General features: G+C 70.5%; 11 protein-coding genes and 1 tRNA gene. 5 read left to right on the top strand and 7 right to left on the bottom strand.

What is annotated here, in order from left to right; translation table 11 throughout:
• Positions 1–274 precede the first annotated feature (274 nt).
• The 3 genes from AB0I18_RS17355 to AB0I18_RS17345 all read left to right on the top strand — a co-directional run bounded on the left by AB0I18_RS17355 (position 275) and on the right by AB0I18_RS17345 (position 2,927).
• Positions 275–357: transfer RNA gene (locus tag AB0I18_RS17355), tRNA-Leu, on the top strand.
• A gap of 282 nt (positions 358–639) precedes the next feature.
• Entirely contained in the window at positions 640–1,815 is a 1,176-nt protein-coding gene (locus AB0I18_RS17350; RefSeq protein WP_363106328.1) for a 4-hydroxybenzoate 3-monooxygenase, read from the top strand.
• 197 nt (positions 1,816–2,012) lie between these two features.
• Positions 2,013–2,927 (top strand): Bax inhibitor-1/YccA family protein, encoded by a 915-nt coding sequence (locus AB0I18_RS17345; protein WP_363106327.1) that lies wholly within the window; start codon positions 2,013–2,015, stop codon positions 2,925–2,927.
• Between the two features lie 85 nt (positions 2,928–3,012).
• On the opposite strand, the gene AB0I18_RS17340 is transcribed toward AB0I18_RS17345, so the two are convergent.
• Positions 3,013–3,243 (bottom strand): DUF4287 domain-containing protein, encoded by a 231-nt coding sequence (locus tag AB0I18_RS17340; protein WP_363106326.1) that lies wholly within the window; start codon positions 3,241–3,243, stop codon positions 3,013–3,015.
• 102 nt (positions 3,244–3,345) lie between these two features.
• Here AB0I18_RS17340 and AB0I18_RS17335 point away from each other — a divergent pair, with 102 nt between their 5' ends.
• A complete protein-coding gene (locus AB0I18_RS17335; RefSeq protein WP_363106325.1) occupies positions 3,346–3,657 on the top strand; it encodes a hypothetical protein in 312 nt (103 codons plus the stop codon).
• Between the two features lie 84 nt (positions 3,658–3,741).
• On the opposite strand, the gene AB0I18_RS17330 is transcribed toward AB0I18_RS17335, so the two are convergent.
• From AB0I18_RS17330 to AB0I18_RS17315, 4 genes are all read right to left on the bottom strand, one after another.
• Positions 3,742–4,527, bottom strand: a complete 786-nt coding sequence (locus tag AB0I18_RS17330; RefSeq protein WP_363106365.1) for a hypothetical protein — start codon at positions 4,525–4,527, stop codon at positions 3,742–3,744.
• 307 nt (positions 4,528–4,834) lie between these two features.
• Positions 4,835–6,055: an acetyl-CoA C-acetyltransferase gene (locus tag AB0I18_RS17325; RefSeq protein ID WP_363106324.1), complete on the bottom strand. Its 1,221-nt coding sequence runs from the start codon at positions 6,053–6,055 to the stop codon at positions 4,835–4,837.
• A 151-nt stretch (positions 6,056–6,206) separates the two neighbouring features.
• A complete protein-coding gene (locus AB0I18_RS17320) occupies positions 6,207–7,091 on the bottom strand; it encodes an alpha/beta hydrolase (protein ID WP_363106323.1) in 885 nt (294 codons plus the stop codon).
• A 262-nt stretch (positions 7,092–7,353) separates the two neighbouring features.
• Positions 7,354–8,379 carry an SGNH/GDSL hydrolase family protein gene (locus AB0I18_RS17315; protein ID WP_363106322.1) on the bottom strand — a complete coding sequence of 342 codons (1,026 nt, stop codon included), beginning with the start codon at positions 8,377–8,379 and terminating at the stop codon, positions 7,354–7,356.
• A gap of 147 nt (positions 8,380–8,526) precedes the next feature.
• Here AB0I18_RS17315 and AB0I18_RS17310 point away from each other — a divergent pair, with 147 nt between their 5' ends.
• Positions 8,527–9,918 carry a cystathionine beta-synthase gene (locus AB0I18_RS17310; RefSeq protein ID WP_363106321.1) on the top strand — a complete coding sequence of 464 codons (1,392 nt, stop codon included), beginning with the start codon at positions 8,527–8,529 and terminating at the stop codon, positions 9,916–9,918.
• A 391-nt stretch (positions 9,919–10,309) separates the two neighbouring features.
• On the opposite strand, the gene AB0I18_RS17305 is transcribed toward AB0I18_RS17310, so the two are convergent.
• Together AB0I18_RS17305 and AB0I18_RS17300 are read right to left on the bottom strand one after the other, a co-directional pair.
• Positions 10,310–10,735 (bottom strand): hypothetical protein, encoded by a 426-nt coding sequence (locus tag AB0I18_RS17305; RefSeq protein WP_363106364.1) that lies wholly within the window; start codon positions 10,733–10,735, stop codon positions 10,310–10,312.
• 128 nt (positions 10,736–10,863) lie between these two features.
• Positions 10,864–13,659 (bottom strand): AAA family ATPase, encoded by a 2,796-nt coding sequence (locus AB0I18_RS17300; RefSeq protein WP_363106320.1) that lies wholly within the window; start codon positions 13,657–13,659, stop codon positions 10,864–10,866.
• Between the last annotated feature and the right edge of the window lie 300 nt (positions 13,660–13,959).

The following is a 13,959-nucleotide window of genomic DNA, read 5'->3' as shown; positions in this document are numbered from 1 at the left end:
CGCACGCCCGTGTCATACCTGGGTATGAGGCCCGCCCCTGAGGGGGGATCGGCGACGGTTCGTCAGCTGACGCTCGTTCGGGCGGTGAAATCACGTCATTCCCTATACGCCGTCCAACTGGGCCCGGAGGGCAGTTGGCAAGTGCGTATGGCGCGTACCGTGGGCTGATGCACCCTCAGACGTCAATAAAATAAGACAACATCGGTCCGCCCTTCCGCTGTTCGGGGGATGTGTCCCGATAGGCTCGGAACACGGGACGCGGAGCCCATGGCCTGCCCGGATGGTGGAATGCAGACACGGCGAGCTTAAACCTCGCTGCCCCTCGCGGGCGTACCGGTTCAAGTCCGGTTCCGGGCACCTCCTCCTTTATGGCGCCTTACCTGCCAAAACGGCGGGGAGGTGCCGTACTGCTTTCCTGGGGCAGGTGCACCCCGGGAGCGCGTGGCCCCTCCCTTCGCTTCATGGCGTACGTATGCGCATGAAACGGTCGAACAGGTGAAGTCGCCCGCCATCAAGTGAAGTGCCCGGCAGGGGGCGTCGCTCGACCGTTGACAGTGGGTTCGCCTCGGCGGAGACTCGGGTGGAGAATGGTGAATAAAATTTCACTGTGCGAACGTGAGAGCGTTAAGGGGCGTGCCGATGCGTACCACCGTCGGGATCATCGGGGCCGGGCCGGCCGGGCTGCTGCTGGCGCGGTTGCTGCACAACGCGGGGATCGACTCCGTCGTGCTGGAGAGCCGCGACCGCGCCTATGTGGAGCAGCGGCAGCGGGCCGGGATTCTTGAGCAGGGGACCGTGGACGTCCTGCGGGCCGCGGGAGCGGGCGAACGCATGGACCGCGAGGGACTGCGGCACGACGGCATCGAGCTGCGGTTCGACCGGCGGCGGCATCGGATCGACTTCCCCGGGCTCACCGGTGGCCGGTCCGTGATGGTCTACGCGCAGACCGAGGTGTGCAAGGACCTCATCGCGCTCCAGCTCAAGGAGGGCGGCCCGCTGCTCTTCGAGGCGGAGGCGCTGGCCGTCGAGGGCGTGGACAGTGACAGTCCGCGGGTGCGCTTCCGGCATGCGGGGCAGGAGGACGAACTGGAGTGTGAGTACGTCGTCGGGTGCGACGGGTTCTGGGGTGTGGCACGGGGGGCGATTCCAGAGGAGCTCACCAAGGTCTTCGAGCGGACGTACCCCTTCGGCTGGCTCGGCATCCTCGCCGACGTGCCGCCCTCGCACGACGAGCTCGTCTACGCCCGCCACGACCGCGGCTTCGCCCTGCTGTCCATGCGCTCGCCGTCCGTCTCGCGGCTCTACCTCCAGGTGCCCGAGGGTACGGACGCGGAGGCGTGGGGCGACGAGGAGATCTGGGACGAGCTGGAGCGGCGCTTCGAGACCGATGACGACTGGCGGCTGCGGAGGGGGCCGATCACTCAGAAGTCCGTCACTCCTATGCGGAGTTACGTCCACGAGCCGATGCGGCACGGGCGGCTCTTCCTCGCCGGGGACGCCGCTCACATCGTGCCGCCCACGGGAGCCAAGGGGCTGAACCTCGCCGTCGGGGACGTCGTGACCTTCGCGCGGGCGCTGGTCCAGGAGAAGGAGACCGGGTCCGCCGAGTGGCTCGACGCCTACTCCGAGACCTGCCTGCGGCGGGTGTGGCAGGCCGAGCGGTTCTCGTACGACATGACGACGCTGCTGCACCGCTCGCCCGACGCCACGCCCTTCGAGGACCGCATCCAGCTCGCCCGCCTGGCGCGGATCGCCGCGGCACGCTCGGCCGAGCAGGACCTCGCCGAGGGGTACACGGGCTTCCCGTTCGACTGATCGACCGGAAACGGCCGCACGGACGGGGGAACCGGAGCGGGCGGTACCGGCGTTGTAACGGTGCTGGGAATGCCGGGTTGGAAGCTGGCGTTCCCGGTCACAAGAGAGGAAAGATCCTCCCCAGGCACTAGAGGCATTCTTTTGCCTACCCATTACTCTTGAGCCAAGGCCACGCAGGGTGGCCATGGAGGAGTGAAATGAGGAGCAGCAACCCGGTCTTCTCGCGACGGGGCTTCAGCCGCGACAACGGCTACGCGGGGTTCAACGCGGCGCCGCAGGCCGGGAGCCCCGCTGTCGGAACGCAGGGGAACCCGTACGCACAGGGCACCCCGAACGCCCCGCAGGGCGGCAACCCGTACGCGCAGAATCCTTACGCTCAGAACCCGTACGCCCCGCAGGACCTGCAGCACGGAGCACCGCCGCAGGCCCCGCCCGCCGCCGGCCGCATGACGATGGACGACGTCGTCGCGCGCTCGGCCCTGACACTCGGCACGGTCACCGTCGGTGCCGTCCTCGCCTGGGTCCTGCTGCCGGTCACGTCGACCAGCTTCGGCCTGGCCATCGGCTCCGCGCTCATCGCGATGGTCTTCGCGCTGGTCCAGTCCTTCAAGCGCAAGGCCTCGCCCGCGCTGATCCTGGCGTACGCGGCCTTCGAGGGCGTCTTCCTCGGTGTGATCAGCGAGATGTTCAACAGCAGGTGGTCCGGCGCGCCCTTCCAGGCCGTGCTCGGCACCATGGCGGTCTCCGGCGCCACCCTGCTCATCTACAAGGCGGGCTGGATCCGTGTCACCGCACGGTACGCACGCATCGGCATGGCCATCGCGATCGCCTTCGTCCTGGTCATGGCGGTCAACCTGCTGCTGGTCGTCTTCGGTGTCGCCGATGACGGCGGGCTGCGCAGCATGGGCCCGCTCGGCGCGATCGTCGGCATCCTCGCGATCGTCCTGGGTGCGTTCTTCCTGACCCTCGACTTCAAGCAGATCGAGGACGGTATCGCCTACGGCGCGCCGCGCGAGGAGTCCTGGCTGGCCGCGTTCGGCCTGACCATGAGCCTCGTGTGGATCTACCTGGAGATGCTCCGCCTGGTCGCCATCTTCAGCGGTAACGACTAGTCGGCCCCGTAGTGCCTGAAGGGTCCGCGAACTCTGGTTCGCGGGCCCTTCGTCGTCTGGCGATGTGCTGTCCCTGGTGCGCGCTTCAGAGCAGTTTGCGCGCGGCCCTCCTCAGGTCGTACTCGTGAATGATGGCTTTGGCGTGGCCGTACGCGAGGTCGTGCTCGGCGCGGAGCCAGCTGACCTTCTCCTCGAAGCGGAAGAGCGAGGGGCCTTCGTCGACGGTGCGCAGCCAGTCGGAGATCTCACGACCGGTGCAGTGGGGGATGCGGGCGAGCAGATTGCGGTGGGTCTCCTCGGAGAAGACTTGGGACATCGGCGCCTCCGGACGCATGGGATGTAAGCCGGTCCTTCAAGTCACCGTGCCTGAGCGTTGGCCTGTTGGCAACAGTCCAGGTGGGGCGCGTAGGGTCGGCGGGTGCTTGATACGACGCCTTTGACGCGGGCCGTGGACCATTTCGCCGATCGGTTGCGGGCGGCGCCGCAGAGTCGCCTGCAGCGGGGTGCTGCCGCCGAGGCGCTGGCGCTGGCCAGGGAGTTTGCGCTGCGTGCCCAGTGTCTGGAGGAGCCCTCGGTGGAGCCGCGTGAGATGCCGGACGTGGGGATGTTCGCGGCCGCGGATCAGATCACTGTGGCTGTGCATGATCTGGCGCTCGTACTGAAGACCGAGGATCAGGTTGTGGAGGCTGTGCGGCTGGTGGAGGAGGCGCAGAAGAGGGCGGGGGTTTGAGCGTTCGTTGGCGGCTGCGGGTGCGTTGTGGCTGATCGCGCAGTTCCCCGCGCCCCTTATGGGGCGCTCGTGTGCGGGGTGCTTCTACAGGGACGCTATGACCCTGTCCGCCAGGATGTAGACGTTCTCCTTGCCGCACTGGAAGGTCAGGGCGTAGGCGCCTGAGACGCCGGAGCCGCCGAGGAGGGTCGGGGTTTCGCCTGCTCGGAGGGCCGCGGCCAGTTGTTCGGCGGTTTCGCGGTGGCCGGGGGTCATGCAGAGCGTGGTGCCGTCGGCGAAGACGTAGACGTCGAGGGTGCCGAGCGGTCCGGGGCGTACGTCGGTGAGTTCCGTGCGGGACTCGGCCAGTTCCTCCAGGCAGGACACCGTGCGCTCGTGGTCGTTCACGACGGGTGACTGGACCGGTACGAAATCGGGGTGCGAGGGGTGGCGGCGGCGGGCCGCGGCCAGTTCGGCGGAGTCGGCGGCGAACTCGTCGGCGTCGGAGTGCGGCTCGGTCACCGGCTCCAGGTGTTCCAGGCCCGCGAAGTCCGACTGGCGCGGCAGGAACAGTTCGCTGTCCGGCAGGCCGAGCAGCGTGGGGGCGTCAGAGGCGTCACGTGCCTCCTGGGCGGCCCAGAAGGCACGCGCCTCGGCGAGCTCCCGCTCCCGCTCCTCGGCGAGCGCCTCGGCCACCGCAGCGCGTATCTCGTCGGTGTCCGCGGTGGAGCGGGCGGCGGGCACGAGGCCGCGCACGGCCGTGGCGCGGCTCGCGGCGAGTTCGGTGTGCAGCGCCGCGACCTGTCGGCGCAGCGCCTGCAGGGTGCGCAGAACGGCGACGCCCACGGCCGTGGTCATGGTGGCTGTGGCGAGCAGCAGAGCAAGAGGCATGGTGCTCACTGACGTACTCCCGGTTCAAAGTCGACCCCCGACTTCCTACATCAGCTTGAAGGGCGGACTAACCAGCTGTCAGTGCGTAACGTCACGAATAGGACAGGACTTTGGGCCCGGGGTTTGGTTGCGTAACGGCTCTGACCTGCGTAAATCGCTCTTCAGAGGGAGATAGGTCACATCCTGGGGGAGATTGGATCACGAATCGGCCCAGAGGCCCGGTGGTTACCGGGCTCCGGGCCGATTCGGTCACGCTGGGTTCAACTGTGGTGACTGGTACGGGTGTAGAGGGGCGAGGTCGGAGACTTCAGCTGAGGCGCTCGATGACCATCGCCATGCCCTGGCCGCCGCCGACGCACATCGTCTCCAGGCCGAACTGCTTGTCGTGGAACTGGAGGCCGTTGATGAGCGTGCCGGTGATGCGGGCGCCGGTCATGCCGAAGGGGTGGCCGACCGCGATGGCGCCGCCGTTCACGTTCAGCTTCTCCAGCGGGATGTTCAGGTCGCGGTAGGAGGGGATCACCTGGGCGGCGAACGCCTCGTTGATCTCGAAGAGGTCGATGTCGTCGACGGTCAGTCCGGCGCGGCCCAGGGCCTGCTTCGACGCCTCCACCGGGCCGAGGCCCATGATCTCGGGGGAGAGGCCGGTGACGCCGGTCGAGACGATCCGGGCCAGCGGGGTCAGACCGAGCTCGCGGGCCTTCGTGTCGGACATGATCACGAGGGCGGCGGCGCCGTCGTTCAGCGGGCAGCAGTTGCCCGCCGTGACCATGCCGTCGGGGCGGAAGACGGGCTTGAGGCCCGCGACGCCCTCCATGGTGACGCCGGCGCGCGGGCCGTCGTCCTTGCTGACTACCGTCCCGTCGGGGGTCGTCACCGGGGTGATCTCGCGCTCCCAGAAGCCGTTCTTGATGGCTTCCTCGGCGAGGTTCTGCGAGCGGACACCGAACTCGTCCATGTCCTGGCGGGTGACGCCCTTGATGCGGGCGAGGTTCTCCGCGGTCTGGCCCATCGAGATGTACGGGTCGGGGACGAGACCGTCCTCGCGCGGGTCGTGCCAGGACGAGCCTTCGCTGGCGGCGACCTCGGCGGTGCGGGCCTCGGCCTCGGCGAAGAGCGGGTTGTGCGTGTCCGGAAGACCGTCGGAGCTGCCCTTCGCGAAGCGGGACACCATCTCGACGCCGGCCGAGATGAAGACGTCGCCCTCGCCCGCCTTGATGGCGTGCAGGGCCATGCGCGTCGTCTGGAGGGACGAGGAGCAGTAACGGGTGATGGTGCAGCCCGGGAGGTGGTCCATGCCCATCTGCACGGCGACGATGCGGCCGAGGTTGTAGCCCTGCTCGCCGCCCGGGAGGCCGCAGCCGAGCATCAGGTCGTCGATGTCCTTGGGGTCGAGCTCCGGGACCTTGGCCAGTGCCGCCTGGATGATGGTGGCGGTGATGTCGTCGGGGCGCAGGTCCTTGAGGGAGCCCTTGCCTGCGCGGCCGATCGGGGAGCGGGCGGTCGAGACGATTACGGCTTCCGGCATGACGGCTCCATTGGCGTTACGGGTGGTGGTCGGACCTCTGTGGGAAGTTACCCGTACGTATGGGCAGGGTCACGGGTGTGGGTGTGTGACTCGGGCCGCACTTTCCAAGCGCTTGCTTTTTCCTGGCCTCAAGGGTGGGCGTTGTCCGGCCTCAAGAGTGCACGCGGCCGAGGAACTCCCTCATCAGCCCGGTGATCTCGTGCAGGTGGGTCTCCAGTGCCCAGTGACCGGCGTCCTCGATGATGTGCAGCTCGGCGTCCGGGACGTCGGTGAGGTAGGCGCGCGCCGACTCCTCGGGCATGTAGCCGTCATGCGGGCCCCAGGCGATGAGTGTGGGCGGCTGGGTCCCGCGCAGGTAGGCCTGGTACTCCGGGAACCGGGCCACGCTGTTCCTGATGTCGGCGAACAGGTCCACCATGATCTCGCGGTTGGGGGAGCGGCCGAGGACGGGCCAGGACAGCTCCCACAGATCGGGGCTGATCAACTCGGCCAGGTGCGCGGGCACTTCGCCGATGACCTCCTCGCGGAGCCCGCGCTCGGTGACCGCCTCGGCGAGTGCGGCCCGGCGGGCGGGAGTCGGGTCGGCCCAGTACTCCTTCAGTGCCGCGTACTTGGGCCCGAGCGTCTCCTCGTACGCGTCGCCGTTCTGGATGATCAGGGCCACGACCTGCTCCGGGTGCTTCACGGCCAGCTGGAAGCCCGCCTGGGAGCCGTAGTCGAAGAGGTACAGCGCATAGCGGCGCAGGCCCAGTACCTCGGTGAACCGCTCCAGGAACTGGGCGTAGCCCGCGAACGAGTAGTCGAAGCGGTCGGGGGCGGGTGTCTCGCTGTAGCCGAAGCCGGGGAAGTCCGGGGCGATCAGCCGCCAGCGGTCGCCGAGCAGGGGAAGCAGGGTGCGGTACTGGAACGACGAGGACGGGTAGCCGTGTGGCAGCAGGACGGCGGGGGCGTCCGGGGCGCCCGCCTCCCGGTAGAAGACCTCGACGCCGTCGACGTCGGTGGTTCGGTGGGACACGGGTACGAACTCGGGCGGCATGGGGTGACCTCCAGGGCGGGCGCGGGATTGCGTCCCGCGGGTACCCGGCGCCTGCCCGCCTCACGCTTTCCTCGCCCCCGCCGCCCCTACCCGTCCCATCCCTGGGGGCTCCGCCCCCAGGCCCCCGCTTTTCGGCCTGAACGGCCTCGTCCTCAAACGCCGGACGGGCTGAGGGGGCAGGGGCGCAGCCCCGCCCCCTCAGGGGCGCGGGGAACTGCGCGACCAGCCACAGTGGACCCGCACCCGGCATCACACCCCACTGCTACGGCGCGGGCGCAGACGCCGGCGTCGGGTCCGTCGCCGGGACCCGCCGGCGCCGGCGGCGCTTGAGGAGGGCCCACGGGCCCCGAGGCCCCGTGGGCATGGCGGCCGTGACCTCCGTGCCCGGCTCCGACGCGGCCTCCGCGGCGGCCCGTGCCACCGGCAGGAACCCCTCGCGACGGGACACGTCCGGCCGCTCCTCCTCGGCCGGCCAGAGCCCGAGCGCGGCGCAGACCGTGGGCAGCACCGCCATCGCGGCGGTGGCGTACCCCTCCGCCGAGGGGTGGTAGTTGTCGGGGCCGAAGAGCTCGCGCGGGTTCGCCAGGAACTCGGGGCCGAGCAGGTCACCGAGGGACACCGTCCGCCCGCCCTGCTCGACCGTACCGATGGTCTGGGCCGCCGCCAGCTGACGCGAGGCCCGCCGGGCCAGCCAGCGCAGCGGCTGCTGGACGGGCTCAAGGGTGCCCAGGTCGGGGCAGGTCCCGACGACCACCTCGGTACCCGCGGTGCGCAGTCGGCGTACCGCGGCGGAGAGATGACGGACCGACCGCGTCGCGGGCATCCGGTGCGTCACGTCATTCGCGCCGACCATGATCACGCATACGTCGGGGACCCTGCCCGGGTCCCCGAGAACCAGCGCGACCTGGCGGTCCAGGTCGTCCGACTGGGCGCCGGGCAACGCCACGTTCCGCAACCGCACCGGACGCTCGGCCACCGCCGCGAGCCCGGAGGCGAGGAGGGCGCCCGGCGTCTGCCGGGCCCGGTGCACACCCTGCCCGGCGGCGGTGGAGTCGCCGAGCATCGTCAGACGCAGCGGTTCCCCGGCGCCGGCGTACCCATGCCCGTACAGTCCGTCCGCGCTGGGCGGATGGGGACTGTGCCCGTTGCCCACCGTCCGCTTCGCCAGCTGCACCTCGGCCAGCACCACACCGATGGTCGCCGCGCCCAGCAGCCCGATCCCGCCGCCGCCGTACGCCGCGCCCGCGGCGATCCGCCGGGCCACCCTCGCCCTCGACAAGCTCGTCATGCGCTGCCGCCACCTCCTCGTAGCCGTACAACCAGTGCTTGCCCCGTACAGGCCGTAGCCCAATCTCAACTGCGCGTGAACGACCTGGACGGGGCTTACGCTGACGGAATCAGCCCGACCACTTCTTTCTCAGCTCCGGAGACAACGGTGCAATTCCACGACTCGATGATCAGTCTCGTCGGCAACACCCCGCTGGTGAGGCTCAACAGCGTGACCGCCGGCATCCAGGCGACCGTCCTCGCGAAGGTCGAGTACTTCAACCCCGGCGGCTCCGTGAAGGACCGCATCGCCCTGCGCATGATCGAGGCCGCGGAGGAGAGCGGCGCGCTCAAGCCAGGGGGCACGATCGTCGAGCCGACCAGTGGGAACACCGGTGTGGGCCTCGCGATCGTCGCGCAGCAGAAGGGGTACAAGTGCATCTTCGTGTGCCCCGACAAGGTGAGCACCGACAAGATCAACGTGCTGCGGGCGTACGGGGCCGAGGTCGTCGTCTGCCCGACGGCCGTCGACCCCGAGCACCCCGACTCGTACTACAACGTCTCCGACCGGCTGGTGCGGGAGACCCCGGGGGCCTGGAAGCCCGACCAGTACTCCAACCCCCACAACCCCCTCTCGCACTATCACTCCACCGGCCCCGAGCTGTGGGAGCAGACGGAGGGGCGGATCACCCACTTCGTGACCGGTGTGGGCACCGGCGGGACCATCTCGGGGACCGGCCGGTACCTGAAGGACGCCAGTGACGGGAAGGTCCAGGTCGTCGGCGCCGACCCCGAGGGGTCCGTGTACTCCGGGGGCTCCGGGCGGCCGTATCTCGTGGAGGGTGTGGGCGAGGACTTCTGGCCCACCGCCTACGACCGGACCGTCGCCGACGAGATCGTCGCCGTGTCCGACAAGGACTCCTTCCAGATGACCCGGCGGCTCGCGAAGGAGGAAGGGCTGCTGGTCGGCGGCTCCTGCGGGATGGCCGTCGTGGCCGCACTGCGGGTCGCCGAGCGGCTCGGGCCGGACGACGTCGTGGTCGTGCTCCTGCCCGACAGCGGGCGCGGGTACCTCAGCAAGATCTTCAACGACGAGTGGATGGCCGACTACGGCTTCCTGGAGGACACCGGGCCCAGCGCCCGTGTCGGTGACGTCCTCAGTGACAAGGCGGGCGGCTCCATCCCCCAGCTCGTCCACATGCACCCGGACGAGACGGTCGGCGAGGCCATCGAGGTGCTGCGCGAGTACGGCGTCTCGCAGATGCCGATCGTGAAGCCCGGCGCGGGACACCCGGACGTGATGGCCGCCGAGGTCGTGGGCTCCGTCGTCGAACGGGAGCTGCTCCAGGCGCTGTTCACCCAGCGGGCCTCGCTCTCCGACCCGCTGGAGAAGCACATGTCGGCGCCGCTGCCGCAGGTCGGCTCCGGTGAGCCGGTGGGCGACCTGATGTCCGTGCTCGGCGCCCACGACGCGGCGATCGTCCTCGTCGAGGGCAAACCCACGGGGGTTGTCAGCCGGCAGGACCTGTTGTCCTTCCTGGCCAAGGGTGGGCTGCAGTAGGAACTTCCGGTGAACTGCTCGCGCCGGGGGGAAACTTCCGGCGCGAGTGATCAACCAGGATCTTCGTGGAAGTGGTACGAGCGCGTCACGTCCGCGCAGCACACGCTTAACACGGGTCCGGCACATTGGTGGTTGTCGGCAAGGGCGGGAGCGGCTCCCCGCCCCGGCCGGCACCAAAACGGCGCCAAGGACCTCCGGAGCGGCTCCCGGACCTCCATGGACGCCTAGGACGCGCCAGCCAGGCCCTGACCCGGCCCGCGTCCCTCGCGGGGACCGCCGTCGTCCCGCCCTCCCGGCAACGGGGGGTGCGGCGGTTCCCGCGCAATGCTTACGAAGGGCCCGGCACCGTGAGGTGTCGGGCCCTTCTTTGTGTCCTTTGTGTCAAGGAACGTCATTCTTCCCAGTCCGAGTCCGACTTGTGTTTGCGCCTGCCGAAGAGGTCCGGGGTGTTGCGCGCGGCCTGGACCACGTTGACCCCCACGATGCCCGCCCAGGCCACCAGAAGGCCGGGCAGGTCGGCGACTCCGCCGCCGATCGCGGACAGGGGAACGGCGAGGACCAGCGAGACGATCCCGAAGCCGAAACGTTCGCCGAAGGAATCGGAGGATCCCTGCGGGGAGCGCGTGCCCCGGGCCACCACCATCTGCTGTTCCGCGAGCTGGCGGCGCACCCGGCGGTCGACCGCGCCGTCCAGGCGCTGCTCGACCTTTTCCAGGAACGAGTCGACCAGCGCGGACTCGTACTCCTCGCCCAGTTCCTTGCGCGCGTGCAAGGTGGCGTCGAGTTCCTTCTTGAGTTCGGCGTCGCGGGCTTCCATACCGGTCATGGTTCTTACCGTAGGCAGCCGAGCGCCGATTGGCACGGGGGTTAGCCCCCCTGTCCGCGCTGGGCTGCGCCCTACTCGGCCGACACCGGGCCGCCCGGTCCGTCCCCGAACGCGGCCGGTCAGCCGATCAGACGCAGCCCGTCCTCGAAGTCGATGCGTGCGAGGTCGGCGCGCGAGGCGATGCCGAGTTTGGGGAACACGTTGGCCAGGTGATGGGCCACCGTGCGGGGGCTGATCAGCAGCTGTGCCCCGATCTCCCGGTTGGTGAGCCCCTGCGCGGCCAGCCGGGCGACTCTCAGCTCCTGCGCCGTGAGGAGGGCCGCGGTGTCCCGGGCCGGTCCCGGGTCGCGGCGCGGTTGCTGACCGGTCAGTTCCTGTTCGGCCCGGGTTCGGGCGAGCAGGGGCGCCGCGTCCAGTCGCCGGAAGGTTTCGGCGGCTTCGGTCAGCTGGGTCCGGGCGGCGGTACGGCGGCCGGCCCGCCGCAGCCACTCGCCGTACAGCAGGCGGGTGCGGGCGTAGTTGAAGGGCCGCGCCTGGGCTCCGGGGACCTCCAGCGCGAGCCGGAACTGCTTCTCCGCATCCGCCCCCGACGCCAGCAGGGCCTGGACCAGGTGTGTGGCGGAGACCGCCCAGGGCGCGTTGGTCCGCTCGGCCCACCGCCGCAGCAGCCGCGCCTGGTCCTCGGCCGTCGCCCGCTGCCCGGCCTGGACCGCGGCCTCGGCGGTGTCCAGGGCGGCCAGCACCGCGATGGTGGCGTTCGACGCATGGTGCCCGTGCTCGCTCAGCCGGATCAGGCGGTCCAGCGCCTCCTCGGCCCGGCCGGCGAAGAGCGCTGACATGCCCAGGTTCCACTCCGCGCCGGAGCTGAAGACGAATACCCCACGCGGCACCCAGACCTCGATGAACCGGGCGGCGAAGTCCGCGACGGTCCGCTCCTCGCCTCGCGCGGCTGCCAGCCATCCGATACCGGCGCGGCACTGTGCCGCCAGGTGGTCGTCGCCGGTCCCCTCGGCCACCTGGAGCCCTTCCAGGGCGTTCGCCTGGGCCGAGGTCCAGGAGCCGTGCGCGATGTCGAGCGCCACGGTCTGGGCCAGTGCCTGGGTCAGGGCGGTGACCTGGTCGGTGTGCCGCAGCGTGTCGATCTCGCGGCGGAGCGCCTCGTGCAGGGCGGACTCGATGCCCCAGGCCACCGCCAGCGGTGCCGGCGGCATCAGGAGCCAGGAACCGCCGCTGAGCCGGGTGAGGATGTCGGCGCCGGGGACCACCACCTGGTCGCGCCGCTCGTGGTCGCCGGCGCCGCCGCCGTCCGGTTCCTGCGTCCACCACTGGCGCAGCAGCGGCAGCAGGTCGGCGTTGGGGAAGTCGCCCGGCGGGAGTCCTTGCGGGAGGCGCTGTTCGAGCCGTTGGAGCGCCTCGCGCTGCAGGGCGTCGTGGCTGGCCGCCCAGGCCGCCCGCAGCGCCATGCTGCCGAGCCGGAGCGCCTGTCCGGGATCGGTCACCCGTTCCATGTCCCGGGTCAGCTGGCGGCAGGCGGTGTCCAGATCGCCGTGCGCGAACTCGATCAGCCCGCGCAGTCCCCGACTGAGGTCCGCGACGGTGGCGGCGGAGGAGATCCGTTCGGCGCGCGCCAGCATGTCCCGGGCCACGTCGACGTGGCCGGCCTCCCAGGCCGCCCGGGCGCCGTGCGCCAGCCGTCTGGCCGCGTCGTCGGTGGCCGGGGACAGTGCCGCTGCCCGCCGCAGGGCACGGGCGGCCGTGCCGCAGCCGCCGCGCGCCCAGGAGCGGTGGGCCGAGTCCTCCAGCAGCCGGGCCACCTCCTCGTCCAGTCGGCCCGCGGCTTCCACCGCCGCGGCCAGGTGCCAGGGGCGCAGCTCGTCGGCGTGCTCCCCGGTCAGCACGGAGGCGAGCGCATGGTGAACCGCCTGACGGTGCGTGGGGAGCGCCTCCTCGTAGACCACCGCCGCCATCAGCGGGTGGCGAAAGCGGATCCGGCCGTCCGCGCGGGTGGTGAGCAGGCCCGAGTGCAGCGCCTGGTCCCAGGCGGCCGAGTCGAGGCCGAGCACAGCACCGGCCTGGCGCACGGTGCTGCGATCGCTGCGGTCCTCGGCGGCGGCGAGCAGCAGCGCGGTGCGGGCGGGCGCGGACAGCTGCTCGATGCGGGCCCGGAAGGCACGGCGCAGCCGGGGCCCCACCGCGATCTGCTCCCCGGCGAGCGGGTGCGCCGAGGTGTCGTCGGCCGCCAGGGAGGTGGGCAGTTCCTGGAGGGCGAGGGGATTGCCGGCCGCCGCGCGGACCGTGCGGCGGAGCACCGCCTCGTCCGCGTGCGGGGCGACGGCACGGGCCAGCAGCCGGGCGTCCGCGTCGCCCAGCTCTCGGACCTCCAGGGCCGGCAGCTTCTCCCAGGGGCCCTCGACGGGCTCGTCGTGGCCGGTCAGGAGCATGGCCACGGGCTCGTCGCGCAGTCGGCGGGCGACGAAGGCCAGGCACTGTGCGGACGGCTCGTCCAGCCACTGGGCGTCGTCGGCGATGATGAGCACCGGCCGTTCCCCGGCCAGCTCGCCGACGAGCGTCAGCACCGCCACGCTGATCAGGAACGGGTCCGCCCCGTCGCCGCTGATGCCGAGCGCCCCGTTCAGGGCGTTGGCCTGCGGCTCGGAGAGGGTGCTGATCCGGTCCGTCACCGGCCACAGCAATTCGTGCAGCGCGGCGAAGGCCAGCCCCGACTCAAGACGAGTACCGCGACATCTCAAGACGGTGAAGTCCGCGGCGGCCGACTCGGCCACGTATTCGAGCAGGGCAGTCTTACCGATGCCGGGTTCACCCCACAGCGTCAGGACTTCCGCGTCGCCCTGACGAGCAGTGTCAAGGATTTCATCAAGGGCTGCCTGCTCATGGCGCCGTCCGTATAGGTCCATTTGCTTGAAAGCTTAATGGTCTGCTGTCGCCGGAGTCACTGCCGGCAACCCGAGTTCGACGACACCAGGCCGAACCTTGACGGACACGGTGACGGATCCGCTTTCCTCGCTTCCTTCGTAGCGTCGGCCGCGTCAGCGCGCTACGCCGTGTCCCGCACCCCGCGTTTCCCGAGACCCGACATTCCGGCCCGGTGCCATCCCGGTCCGGCTCCGGCTCCGGTTCCAAGGGCGGCGATGCGGACCGCATGTTCCCGCCGTACCCGGTATCTCCGATGCCGCCGAAAGTCCCTTGTCCAATCA

This window comes from Streptomyces sp. NPDC050704, assembly GCF_040654355.1.
In the GTDB taxonomy this organism is placed as follows: domain Bacteria; phylum Actinomycetota; class Actinomycetes; order Streptomycetales; family Streptomycetaceae; genus Streptomyces.
The sequence above is the reverse complement of the archived record's forward strand: the minus strand, read 5'-3'. Positions and strand labels throughout refer to the sequence as shown.